The sequence below is a fragment of the Microvirga terricola genome (assembly GCF_011777495.1).
Lineage (GTDB): Bacteria > Pseudomonadota > Alphaproteobacteria > Rhizobiales > Beijerinckiaceae > Microvirga > Microvirga terricola.
On record NZ_JAATJS010000002.1, the window covers coordinates 215,714 to 228,478 of the forward strand.

Annotated in this window: 9 protein-coding genes; 4 read left to right on the forward strand and 5 right to left on the reverse strand. The window is 61.3% G+C overall.

The features are described 5' to 3' along the window. Positions 1-194: 194 nt before the first annotated feature. Positions 195-2,540: a calcium-binding protein gene (locus tag HB375_RS18485; RefSeq protein ID WP_167671945.1), complete on the reverse strand. Its 2,346-nt coding sequence runs from the start codon at positions 2,538-2,540 to the stop codon at positions 195-197. A 450-nt stretch (positions 2,541-2,990) separates the two neighbouring features. Here HB375_RS18485 and HB375_RS05325 point away from each other — a divergent pair, with 450 nt between their 5' ends. Further along, positions 2,991-4,091 (forward strand): helix-turn-helix transcriptional regulator, encoded by a 1,101-nt coding sequence (locus tag HB375_RS05325; protein ID WP_167671946.1) that lies wholly within the window; start codon positions 2,991-2,993, stop codon positions 4,089-4,091. Positions 4,092-4,100: 9 nt separating this feature from the next. On the opposite strand, the gene HB375_RS05330 is transcribed toward HB375_RS05325, so the two are convergent. Then, positions 4,101-5,204, reverse strand: a complete 1,104-nt coding sequence (locus HB375_RS05330) for a response regulator (RefSeq protein WP_167671947.1) — start codon at positions 5,202-5,204, stop codon at positions 4,101-4,103. A gap of 190 nt (positions 5,205-5,394) precedes the next feature. On the opposite strand from HB375_RS05330, the gene HB375_RS05335 reads away from it, so the two are divergent. Next, positions 5,395-5,868 (forward strand): hypothetical protein, encoded by a 474-nt coding sequence (locus tag HB375_RS05335; RefSeq protein WP_167671948.1) that lies wholly within the window; start codon positions 5,395-5,397, stop codon positions 5,866-5,868. Positions 5,869-5,974: 106 nt separating this feature from the next. Next, positions 5,975-8,137 carry a malate synthase G gene (locus tag HB375_RS05340; protein WP_167671949.1) on the forward strand — a complete coding sequence of 721 codons (2,163 nt, stop codon included), beginning with the start codon at positions 5,975-5,977 and terminating at the stop codon, positions 8,135-8,137. Positions 8,138-8,210: 73 nt separating this feature from the next. Here the strand turns inward: HB375_RS05340 and HB375_RS05345 are convergent, their stop codons facing one another. From HB375_RS05345 to HB375_RS05355, 3 genes are read right to left on the reverse strand one after another with little or no spacing between them, the layout of a single operon-like run. After that, positions 8,211-9,869 (reverse strand): ABC transporter permease subunit, encoded by a 1,659-nt coding sequence (locus tag HB375_RS05345; RefSeq protein WP_167671950.1) that lies wholly within the window; start codon positions 9,867-9,869, stop codon positions 8,211-8,213. Then, positions 9,866-10,867, reverse strand: a complete 1,002-nt coding sequence (locus HB375_RS05350; protein WP_167671951.1) for an ABC transporter ATP-binding protein — start codon at positions 10,865-10,867, stop codon at positions 9,866-9,868. Before HB375_RS05350 ends, HB375_RS05345 begins: the two co-directional genes overlap by 4 nt. Positions 10,868-10,881: 14 nt before the next feature. Next, positions 10,882-11,877 (reverse strand): ABC transporter substrate-binding protein, encoded by a 996-nt coding sequence (locus HB375_RS05355; RefSeq protein ID WP_167671952.1) that lies wholly within the window; start codon positions 11,875-11,877, stop codon positions 10,882-10,884. A gap of 97 nt (positions 11,878-11,974) precedes the next feature. Here HB375_RS05355 and hisN point away from each other — a divergent pair, with 97 nt between their 5' ends. Next, positions 11,975-12,763, forward strand: a complete 789-nt coding sequence (hisN, locus tag HB375_RS05360; protein ID WP_167671953.1) for a histidinol-phosphatase — start codon at positions 11,975-11,977, stop codon at positions 12,761-12,763. Positions 12,764-12,765: the final 2 nt, after the last annotated feature.

Genomic DNA, 12,765 nt, shown 5'->3' on the forward strand with positions numbered 1-12,765 from the left:
CGCCCATCTCTGGCGCCGCGCTCTACCTGACGAAAATCGGGCCTTATCCGCTCCTCGGAGCCGTGGCAGCGGTTTATCTTCTCGTTCACATGATGGGGTTTTGAACCGGTATCGCCGATGCTTGCATCGAGACTCGCGCGTAAGCTCGATCGTCGCGGTCGGAGAGCCGCGACGATCTGTTCGTCAGGAAGCGATCAGATGACGTAGAAATCAGCGTAGGTCATCTTCAGGTTTTTGGACAGGACCGCGAACTTGATCGCGGCTGCCCCGCCGATGCCATCCGGATCGTAGTAGAGCACGCCGGTCTTCTTGTTGTAGATGATGCGGTCGCTTGCATCATGGGCGCTTGTGCCGATGTGGAACATATCGGCCGCAAGCTTCTTCGGCTTTGTCGGCGAGCCGCTGCCGAGTTTCTTGAACACGGCATTGTCGAGCCAGATCGTGTCGTCCTTCACGCTGAAGTCCAAGATCTTGTCGACGTTCTTCGAGGCGTGAAGCTTCGTATCGAAGACGAAGATGTCCTTGCCGGCATCGCCCTTGAGCACGTCGCTGTCGAGTCCGCCGTAAAGCTTGTCGTTGCCGATGCCGCCATAGAGCGCATCACGTCCGGCGTTGCCGAGAAGCGCATCATTGCCGCCCTGGCCCTTGAGGACATCATTGCCGCGCGTACCGATAATTCGGTTCGCGGTGTTGCTGCCGGTCAGGCTGATGGCGTTGACGCCATAGGCGATGAGCTCTTCGATATCCGCAGTCGCATCGAGGGCGTAGGAAAAGTTGGCGTAGACGCGGTCGTACCCCTGTCCGGAGCCTTCCACGACCTGGTCACCAACGCCGACGTAATACGTGTCGTCGCCACCGAGGCCGATGAACGTGTTTGCGGCGCTGTTGCCGACAAAGATGTTGGCTGTATTGCTGCCCGTCAGCGTGATCGCGGCGTTGCCGGTGGCGTACATGTACTCCACATTCGGCGCGCTCGCGAGGCTGTAGCTGACGCTCGTATAAATGTAGTCCGTGCCGCCCCCGGCGGCCTCGACGATCGCGTGGGCGGCGTCATTGATGTAATAGATATCGTTGCCAGCACCGCCGTCGAGAGTGTCAGCGCCGCAGCTGCCGGTCAGCGCGTCGTTGCCGCCGCCGCCCCACAAGTAGTTGCTGCCATCGCCACCTGTGAGAGTGTCTGCGTAGTTCGAGCCGAGGAGGTTTTCGATGCTGATATAGGTGTCGCCAGCGGCCTCTCCGGCGGTGCCGGTGTTCGTATCGAGGCTCGCCGCAACACCCGCGGTTGCGAACTGGAACGAGGCGGTGTCGATGTCATCGCCGCCATCGATGGTGTCGCCGCCGAGACCGCCGGTGAGGATGTCGTTGCCTCCCATGCCGAGAAGCCGGTCGCCGGCATATTCGGTGCCGATATAAACGTCGTTGACGCCCGTTCCCGTGACCGTCACGGGAGCGATGCGTGCGTCGACGATGGTGGTCGAAATCAGGCCATAAACAGCCGCGGGGTCATACCACGTGACGGCGAGCCGCCCGTCCGCCATCTCGGAAATTTGAGGCGTATATTGCTGGCTCATTTTGTCGGTGGCAGCGTGGGAGTTCAGCAGCAGCTTCTCGGTCGCATTGCCGTTCCCGTCGACGACCTTGAGATAAATGTCGCCGTTGTCATCCGGGCTTTTCTCGCTATAGACAACGGCGACACGGCCGTCGCGGAGCGCGACTGAACTGATGTAATCGCCATCGTACAATCCGGACGTGGTGATGTCGACCGTCGTCCCTTTGACGCCTGCGAGATTGTAGAACTGTGCGACAACGCTTGCACCGTTGCTATAAACAACGGCGAATCCCGTTGCTACACCGGCGGCGTTCTTCTGCACCACGGTGTCCGAATAGGTTCCGTTGGCAACCGCCACTTCGCTTCCGATCGGCGTTCCCGAGGCGAGGTCGATCATGCGGTATTTTATTGAACCGCTTCGTGCGTAACTCAGAAGGAAACGATCCCCACCGAGTTCGACGATATCGGGATATTGCAAGCCCACCATCTGGAGAACGTTGATGTCGCTTCGTACCGTTCCGTCCAGGTTGTGAGCCGCCAGGCGCAGCGAGTCGTTCGTGTTGTAAACCGTGAGGAACCCGGTGTCGCCATAGCGGGCAAGAGACGGCGTATCCAACTGGCCGAGCGATTGATTGTCGACCACCGTTCGCGTGGAGCCCACCAAAGCGCCACTGGCGTTGAACACGCTCGTCTTGATGGCCGAGCTGTTCACGGAGCCGGTCGACTCGTTCCAGCTTATCGCGAAGCTGCCGTCGTTTCCGACGGCCTGAATCGTGCCGCTGTTCTGATACACCGCGCCGCTGGTCGAAACGGCGTGAGGGCCACCCATCTTCACGCCGGTGGAGGTGTAGATCTGGAAGTAGAGCTTTTGCCCCTCCCGCCAGCCGACGACATATCCGCCGGTCGGAAGGGTGCCGATGAAGTCTCGGTCGACGGAGGTCCCGCTTCGGGTGCGTACGTCGTCCTCAGTTCCCCAAATTCGATATGTCACAATCCTTCTCCCTTGTGATGAACCCGTCCACGGGAGACGCGGTTCTCTGCAGAGACGGGAGTTAACATTGGGGAAAACGGCGCGTCCCTAGGTGTTTACATGGGGTGGCAGATACTTATTGCCCGCAATTAATTACCTTTAACAGCGTTGACATGGAACAATTCTAAAGCAGATGTCGTATATCTGCTTTGAAATTTACTATTGTAATAGTTCTATGGAGGATTTGGGGGGAGGTGATTTGTCTTTGCGGCTTGTGCGTTGGCGCACATTTCCCGAGATGCTGTGGTTGTTCCGCAAGGGAAGATGGATGATAAGGCGATCGATGCTGTTGATATCACTCGTTAAAGCGAGCCGCATTCGGACTGAAGGGGTCCTTTGTTCTGAGAGCAATTGTGCGTTTACACTGCCGTTCGGCAAAGGGTCGCTCGGCTTAAGAAGCACTGTTCCCGCATGACCGTCCGCCCCGCGATCTCCGATTTGATCGAGCTGATCTACAAGGCCGCTGTTGATCCCGATGGGTGGGGCGCGGTGGTGTCGTGCATGGCGGAGATTTTTGGCGGCACGGGCTCCCTATTCGTGCACGACGCCGCTTCGTCGAACCTTGTGATGGAAGTCAGCGACGGGTTCGACCAATCGTATATCGACAGCTTCAAAGCGTATTATGGCGCCACGAACCCGCTGCTGTTCGGAGCGCTCAACGCGCCCGATTCCAAGGTCTCGCGCATGTTCGACCTGACTTCGAAGGCGGTGTTGGACAATTCGGAGTACTTCATCGACTGGCTGCATCCGCAGCGGCTCTATCATTGCATCGGCACACGCTTCAGCATTGATCACTCGGTGTCGATGTTTGCCACCTTTCATCGCGCCACCGGCGACCGCGATTTCAATGAGCGGGAGATGAATGATCTGGCCCAACTCGTTCCGCATCTGCGGCGCGCGGTCGATATCAGCACGCGGCTCAGTCAGCAGCCCGTGTTATCTCCCATCACCAAGAGCACGCTAGGAGAGCTTTCGATTGCCGCTTTTCTGTTGAGCCGCGACGGCGCGGTCGGCGACATGAATGCCGAGGCGCATCGCCTGCTCGCTGAGGGGGCCTTTCTCAAATTGCAGCTTGAACGCCTCGTGCCGAGCGAACTGCAGAGTGTCGCGGCGTTTCGCAACGCCTTGAAGCAGGTGGTCGATGGCAAAGCGGCGGAAATCGTTGCTCTGCGCTCTTCCCACGGTGAGGTCATGAGGGGAACGATTGTCCCTGTCCCGATGTCGAACTTCTGGCTGGGCGGGATGCAGCAGCAGGCGCTCTTCACGGTGAAGGCGCCGGGTGCAAAGCGCGTGCAGACCGCCGATTTCATGCAGAAGGCCTTTCAGTTGACCTTTGCCGAGGCGCGGCTTCTGGAGGCTTTGGCGGCGGGAGAAACCATCGCTCAATTCTGCGCGCGTCATCAGATCAGCCGCAACACCGCGAAGACGCATCTGCAGAACCTGTTTCAGAAAACCGGCACCTCTCGCCAAGCCGCCCTCGTCCGACTGGCGCATCAGGCCAGCGACATCTAGCGCCTGTCCTCATGCCTCGGCGTGCAGTGTGGTCAACGCGCTGCGAATGAGAAGCGCGACAAGATCGCTCTGGCGGCTCGTCTGCGTCTTGCGGAAAAGATTTTGCAGATGGAAGGAAACAGTGGTCTGTGACACGCTGAACGTGTCGGCGATCTCTTCCAGTCGCTTGCCCTCCGCAATCGCGGTGGCGAGGCGCGCTTCCGCCGGCGTTAGCCCATACATCTCTGCCACGACCTTCTGATCAAGCGAAGGGCGCCGCTCCGGATCCAGCACGAAAACCGCGACTGCCGGGTTGCCGGCGGCGTCACCTGCGCTGAAGGGAAAGACCTGCAGCAGCAGGGGACGGCCGAGCTCTTTCGCCACCGTCACTGCGCCGCTCCTGGCCGTCTCCTCAAGCACATCGCGAACAGCCTGCTTGAGCTGGCGCGTCGCGCGTGGAACGCTCGTGCGCAGCTGCCCCACCGCGATGGTGAGACCGTCTTTCTCATCGATGATCCGGCGGGCGGTTTGATTGGCGAACTGCAGCTGCATCTGGCCGTTGACGATCAAGAATCCGCTGGACATGCCGTCGAGCACGCGCGCCATGCCATCCAGCGCGTTTCGCGTTTCATGCTGTGCCTTCTCGATGGCCGTGCTGCGTTCTCGTTCCAGGTCCGCCAGCAGACTGCGCCGCATCCGTTCGATCTGGGTCAGGCGGGCCTTTACCGTCGCCAAAAGATGCTCGTAATCCACCGGCTTGGTCAGAAAGTCGTCAGCGCCGATACGCTTGCTTCGGATGATCTCGGCCCGCTCGCCAAGGCCGGAGAGGAAGATGAAGGGCACATCGTTCAGGTCCGGCCTCTTTTCGCGGATGACCCGCAAAAGATCATAACCGCTCATGACCGGCATGGTGATGTCGCAGAGGATGAGATCGGGCTTTCGATCCTGCAACGCCACGAGCGCCTCGGCGCCATTGCCCGCCTCCGTCACCTCATGGCCGGAGGCGGTGAGCTCTTCCACCACGTCGGCGCGCGCATAGAGGTCGTCGTCGACGCAAAGGATCAGGGGGCGCCGGGCGTTGGCGCTTTTCGGCAAATCCAGCGACAGGCTCCATGTACCGGACAAGGGGCTCATGGTCTGCGATCTTCCGGTCCCCAATGGTGCCTCCCTCAGCCCCACCGTCGGGGTCGTGCCATGCACCCAGTGATACCCTCTATTCGGCTAGTTTCTTCACCCGTTCGGGTGAACATGCGTGTTTCTCGACAACGTTGCAGTGCGGAGCGACTTCTTGTGTCTTCATGTTTTTTAGTTACATTCATGGGGCATGAAGAAAGCGCCGACTCTCGTCCTTCTCTCCCTTCTATTCGGTTTCTTGGTTCCGGCGGCATCCGCCAAGGACCTATCGCCGCCGCAGCGGTTCAATATCTTCTATGGAAACGGGCTGTTCGGCTTCGTTACGGTGCGGCTCGAAGACGGACAACGGCTCATTTTGGAGCGGCATGTCCGCAATCCGGGAAGGGAAGTCATCGAACCTTCGCCGGAGGCGTGGCGGCGCTTCCGCGGGCGGCTGGATCGGCTTGCGGTCTGGAAATGGAAGAAGAGCTATCCCAATCCGTGGGTGAAAGACGGCACACAGTGGCGGATCGCTATTCGATACAAAGACAGGACGCTCGATGTGTCGGGCTCAAACGCCTATCCGCTGCCGGGTGGAACTTCCAACAAATCGCCGAGGACGAGCCCCCATTTTCAGGCTTTTCTCGATAGCCTGCGGGACTTGATGGGGCAGGAACTGCGCTGAGACGGCGGTGCCCCTCCGACTCATGGCCAAGGGGCGTTCATCTTCTCTTTTCGGGTTGTGGCCTTAAAGTAGGGGGCAGGAATCCAAATCCACGAAAGCGGAAACGATGACACGCGTTCAAAAGAGCGGCCTCCAGATCGCGCCGGTTCTCCATGATTTCATTGAAAAGGAAGCCCTGACGGGCACCGGAATCGCCCCTGATGCCTTCTGGGCGGGGCTCTCGGCCCTAGTGAAGGAGTTCGCGCCGCGTGACCGGGACCTGCTCGCCTTCCGCGATGATTTGCAGGCCAAGATCGACGGTTACCACCGCGCCCGCGCCGGCAAGCCGTTGGATCAGGCGGATTACGAGCGCTTTTTGAAGGAAATCGGCTACCTCCGCCCCGAGCCCGAGGCTTTCAGTGTCGCGACTCAGAATGTGGATGACGAGATCGCCCGCATTGCGGGTCCCCAGCTCGTGGTGCCGGTGTCCAACGCCCGCTATGCACTGAATGCCGCCAATGCCCGCTGGGGCAGCCTTTATGACTCCTTCTACGGCACGGATGCGATTCCGGAGGACGGCGGTGCGACCCGCGCGGGCGGCTACAACAAGGTGCGCGGCGCCCTGGTCGTGGCGAAGGCGCGCGAGTTTCTGGATCAGGCGGCACCGCTCGCCAAGGGCAGCCACAAGGCGGCAACCAGCTACGCGATCCAAGGCGGCGTCTTGAAGGTCAAGCTTCAGGATGGCACCGAGACCGGCCTTGCCGATCCGGCGCAGTTCCTGGGTTATCAGGGCGAGGGACCGAGCCCCTCATCGATCCTTCTGCGCCACAACGGCCTGCATCTCGACATCCGCATCGACCGTAAAAGCCCCATCGGGGCTGACGATCCGGCGGGTATCGCGGATGTGGTGATCGAGTCCGCCATCTCCACCATCATGGACCTCGAGGACAGCGTCGCCGCCGTGGACGCGGAGGACAAGGTCGTCGTCTATCGCAACTGGCTCGGCCTGATGAAGGGCGATCTGGCTGAGACGTTCGACAAGGGTGGCCGCAAGGTCGAGCGCCGGTTGAATGCCGACCGCGTCTATCGCGGCGCGAAGGGCGGCGAGGTGAGCCTGCATGGGCGCAGCCTCATGCTCGTGCGCAATGTCGGCCACCACATGTTCACCGATGCGGTGCTCGATGAGCATGGCAACGACATTCCCGAAACCATTCTCGATGCCGCCGTGACATCGCTGATCGCGATGCACGATCTCAACGGCAAGAGCGACCGGCGCAACAGCCGTACCGGCTCGGTCTATATCGTGAAGCCCAAAATGCATGGGCCGGACGAGGTCGCTTTCGCCAACGACCTTTTTGCGCGCGTGGAGGAGAAGCTTGGTCTTCCCCGCAATACGCTCAAGATGGGCATCATGGACGAGGAGCGGCGCACCACGATCAACCTCAAGGCCTGCATCAGGGCGGCGGCCGAGCGTATCGTGTTCATCAACACCGGCTTCCTGGATCGCACAGGCGATGAGATCCACACCTCCATGGAAGCGGGTCCCATGGTGCGCAAGAACGACATGAAGTCGACCGCCTGGATCAAGGCCTATGAAGACAACAATGTCGATGTCGGCCTCGCCTGCGGCCTGCCCGGCAAGGCACAGATCGGTAAAGGCATGTGGGCCGCGCCCGACAAGATGGCGGACATGATGGCGCAAAAGATCGGCCACCCACAGGCTGGCGCGAACACCGCCTGGGTGCCGTCGCCCACCGCCGCCACGTTGCATGCGCTACACTATCATCAGGTCGATGTGTGGGCGCGGCAGGCCGAGCTGAAGAAGCGCGCGCCTGCGAAGGTCTCGGACATCCTCACCCTTCCGGTGTCGCAATCGAACTGGGCGCCGGAGGCGGTGCAGCAGGAACTCGACAACAATTGCCAGGGCATTCTGGGTTACGTGGTGCGCTGGATCGACCAGGGCGTCGGCTGCTCCAAGGTGCCGGACATTCACGATGTCGGCCTCATGGAAGACCGCGCGACCTTGCGCATTTCCAGCCAGCACGTCGCCAACTGGCTGCGCCACGGCATCGTGACGGAAGAGCAGGTGACGAAGACTTTGCGCCGCATGGCCGAGGTGGTGGATCGCCAGAACGCAAGCGACCCGCTCTACAGGCCGATGGCCCCCGGCTTCGACGGCCCGGCCTTCAGGGCCGCCGCCGATCTCATCTTCAAGGGACGCGCGCAGCCGAACGGCTACACCGAGTGGGTCCTGCATGCACGCCGCCGGGAGGCCAAGGCGGCGGGTTAATTCTCACGCATCGCATATGAAAAGCCGAGGGCGATATCGCCTTCGGCTTTTTTTGTTGGTGCTTTGAGCACCGTCACTGCTTCCGCTTCAAAGCCCACAGGCATGCGCGCATCAGCACAGAGGCCACGACCACGATGCCCATGGTGCAGGTGGCATAGGCTGCCGCCTGCGACGTGAAGCCCGCTTCATCCAGCCGCATGATCGACACCGATGCGACGCTCACTGACGCGGTGATGAGGAAGATGACAGCGGAGAGCGTCACCATGGAGCGCATGAACATGAAGAAGAAGACGGAGACAAGCGTCGGCGCCATGGATGGCACGATCACGTCACGGACCAGGCGCGGCAAGCTCGCGCCGAGGCACGCGGCGGATTCTTCCAGCGTCGGCGGCACCTGCCGCAGGCCCGTCATCGTCGTCAGGAATCCTTGCGTCCAGTAATGCGTCACGTTGCAGATCGCGAGCAGCGTCGCGGTGCCGTAGAGCGCATAGACCGGAAGGCCGGGCACGTTGAAGGCGAAGATATAGGCGAGACCGAGCACGAGCCCCGGCACCGCCGCGGGCAGCAGGCAGAGGAAATAGATCGGCTTCACGATGTGGCGCGGCAGCCGTTGCAGTGAAAAGCCGAGCGCGAAAAGCATGAGTGAGCCGATCACGCCGGCAACGATGGAAATCTGCACCGTCGTCCAGAGCGGATCGTAACCGCCCGCGACCTTGACCGCGTAGTGCTTGAGCGTGAGATCGAAACGATAGGGCCAGAGCCACACGAAGCTGCCATAGATGACGATGGCGACGGTGACGACGGGCAGAAGGGCCACGAGCCACGCGGCAAGCGTCATCGGCACGTCGCGCTTCGGCGTGAAGGTCGGCACCAGCGGCACGGCGGAATCGCTCACCGAGCCGAACTGGCGCTGCGAGGCGACGCGTTCAAGATAGAACGACAGAATTGTCGGCAGCAGGAGCAGGATGCCGACCACCGCGCCGAGGTTGAAGTTCATCTGCCCCACGACTTGATTGTAGATCTCAGTCGCGAGAATGGCATAGTCGCCGCCGATGGTCGCGGCGTTGCCGAAATCGGTGATCGTGACCGTGAAGACGATAAAGCCCGCGCTTAGGAGACCGAACTTGATGTTCGGCAACGTGATGTCGACGAACTTCCTGAAGCCCGACGTGCCAAGAATCTCCGCCGCTTCATAGATACGCGCATCCGCCGCCCGCAGCGCCGCGCCGATGATCAGCACTGCCTGCGGCAGCGCATAAAGCCCGTTGGCGATCAAGAGGCCCCAGAAGCCGTAGATGTTGATGTCGAGGCCCGTCGTCTTGGTGACGATACCGTTGCGTCCAAGCAGGAAGATGAGGCCGAGCCCCTGCACCAGCGAGGGAGCGAGAAGCGGCAGCGACACCGCCCCGAGAAGAAGCGCGCGTCCCGGCACCTTGCAGCGATGCACCGCATAGGCCACGACAAGCCCGCACATCAGCACCGCCGCCGTGGTGGAGAGCGACATCACCAGACTGTTGACGGTCGCGCGCCAAAAACTCGGTGCATTGAGAATGCGGATGTAGTTGCCGATGCCGATTCCCCCGTCGGCTTCCGTGAGACTCCGGGTGACGACGGTGAGGAGCGGATAGGCAAAGAAGATCGTCAGTGCCGTGAGTGGAACGAAGAGACAGAAGCCGAGAAACAGCTTGTCGATATCGAGTTCGCGCCATGCCGGCGCAGCGGTCGCACTCATTGTGGCGCCACCCAAGCGCAGCGATGGGGCGCGATGTCGATGCCGACTTCCGCACCCGGCACGAGGCTGGTGCGGCCCGCTTCTTCGGCGACAAGCTTTCCGCCCGGCCAGTCCAGCTCGATGCGGGAGAGATTGCCGAGGAAGTGCACCTGCCGCACACGCGCGCCCGTCGCGCCGGGGCGAAGCGTGATATCTTCCGGGCGAATGCAGGCGATATAGTCGGCGGGCGGCGTGTGGCCGTTGAGCAGATGCGACGCCCATTGGCGGATCGTGCTCTGCTCCATGAGGTTGCTGACGCCCATGAAGTCCGCAACGAAGCGATTCACCGGCGTTGCATAAAGCTCGCCCGGCGTGCCGACCTGCGCGATCTTGCCATGCTGCATGCACACCACGCGGTCAGCGAGAAGCAGCGCTTCTTCCTGATCATGCGTGACCATGATGGTGAGGATGCCGAGGCGCTGCTGCAACTCGCGAATTTCCGCGCGCAGCTCGGTGCGCACCTTCGCGTCGAGCGCGGAGAGCGGCTCGTCCAGCAACAGAAGCTTTGGATCGACTGCGACGGCGCGCGCCAGCGCCACGCGCTGCTGCTGGCCGCCGGAGAGCTGATAAGGATAGCGATCCGCCAGATGCGGCAGGCGGATCAGATCGAGAAGTTGGCCGACGCGTTCCTTGATCTCGGCGGTAGGCCTGCCGCGGATCTTCAATCCGTAGCCGATGTTCTGGGCCACGGTCATGTTGGGAAACAACGAATAGGCCTGAAAAACGATGCCGAAGCCGCGGTCGCGCGCGGGAATGCGCGTCAGGTCTTCGCCATCGAGCCGCAATTGTCCCCTGTCAGGCATCGACAGGCCGGCAATGAGCCGGAGCAATGTCGTCTTGCCGCAGCCGGACGGACCGAGGAGGCAGATGAATTCCGGAGCCTCGGCGGAGAAGGACACGTCGTCGAGGGCGACGACGGGTCCGAACTCCTTGGTGATGTTCTGAAGGTGCAGCTTCATCGGGCTGGCTTCCGTCAGCGGCCGATTTCCTTCTGCCAACGCTCCAGAATGGCGTCGCGCTCCTTAGCCGACTTGGCGAAGTCGATGGGGAGCAGCGCCTTGGTGACATCTGCCGGCAGGCCGGCCTTGATCGAGTCGGCCGAGGGCTTGTAGCCGGCGGTGGTCACGATCTCTTTGTACTTGCCGTAGATCGAGGCAGCCTCCGGCGAGAGCGTCCAATCGAGGAAGCGCTGCGCATCCGCCTTGTTCTTCGCGCTCTTCATCAGCGCGGATGCTTCAAGCTCGTAGCCCGCGCCCTTGGCCGGAATGACCATGGTGACGGGGAAGCCTTCCGTGACCGACTGGACGGCCGCGAACGCCAGCGACGTGCCGACCGCGAACTCGCCCGCGCGCGCCGCCTTGCACGGACGCGAACCGGACTTGATGTATTGCGCGACGTTGGCGTCGAGATCTTTGAGGAACTTCCAGCCCTTTTCCTCGCCCATCTGCTGCAGGATGCCGACGATCTGGAGATAGCCGGTGCCGGAGGAAACCGGGTTCGGCATCACCACTTCGCCCTTGAACTTGGGATCGAGCAGGTCTTCCCAATCCTTCGGCACCGGCAAGCCCTTGGCTTTCACGCGCTCGTTGTTGACGCAGAACGCGGCCATGTATCCGGTGGCGGCGAACCACTTGTCATCCGCCGCGTGATAGGGGGCCGCGAGCTTTTCCGCGCCCTTCGCCTTATAAGGCTCGAGCAAGCTGAGAATGCGCGGGTCCATCGTATTCGTGACGGCCCAGCCCCAGATCACGTCGTGCTGCGGGTTGGATGCTTCGGCGAGGATGCGTGCGCCAAGCTCACCCGTCGAAAGCCGCAGCACTTTCAGGTCGATGTCGGGCAGTGCCTTCTTGGCTGCTGCCGTATAATCCGCAATCTCATCTTCCTCGAGCGCGGTGTATGCTGTGACCGTACCGGCATGTGCTGCGCCGGAAAGCAAAAGACTTAAGGCAAGAGCATTCCATACTTTCATTTTGCCAGTCCCCTCTGCGCATGTTGCGCTTGTGTAATTAGTTAGCAGACTTACAAATACACGATATCTTGTCCACTACCTTGTTTGGGGGATTTTTATGCAGCGTCATGCGAGCGGCGACTTCAGGCGGATTGCGGCTTTTGCCGAGGAATTGACGGCGTTGGCGGCGCCCATTGCGCTTCGTTACTTCCGCCAAAAGCTTTTGGTCGAATCCAAGGCAGATGCCTCGCCGGTGACCATTGCCGACCGCGAGATCGAACTCGCCGTACGCCATAAGATCCGCGAACGCTTTCCCGATCACGGCCTCTTTGGCGAGGAGCATGGCCTGGACAAGGCCGAGGCCGAGCGCATGTGGGTGATCGATCCCATCGACGGCACCAAGAGCTTCATTTCCGGCATGCCGACCTTCGGTACGCTGATCGCTTATCTCGAAAGTGGTACTCCCAAAGTAGGGGTCATCGACCATCCGGTGCTGCGCGAGCGCTGGGTCGGACAAGCAGGCGAGGTCACGCGCTACAACGGCCAGCCCTGCGCCACGAGCGGAAAGACGAAGCTGTCGGACGCGATCCTTTACGCAACGACGCCGGATATTTTCACCGGCCGCGACCGTGATTGCTTCGAGGCGCTGAGCAAGCGCGTGGCTTTGCGCCGCTTCGGCGGTGACTGCTATGCCTATGCGCTTCTCGCGAGCGGACATGTTGACGTGGTCGCTGAGGTGGATCTTCAGCCTTACGATTACCTCTCGCTCGTGCCGGTCATCGAGGGCGCGGGCGGCGTCATCACCGATTGGTCGGGCAAGGCACTAGGCCTGAACAGCGACGGACGCGTGGTCGCAGCTGCAACCCCGGCGCTGCACGCGGAGGTGCTCGCGGCTCTCAAGGGGTGAGG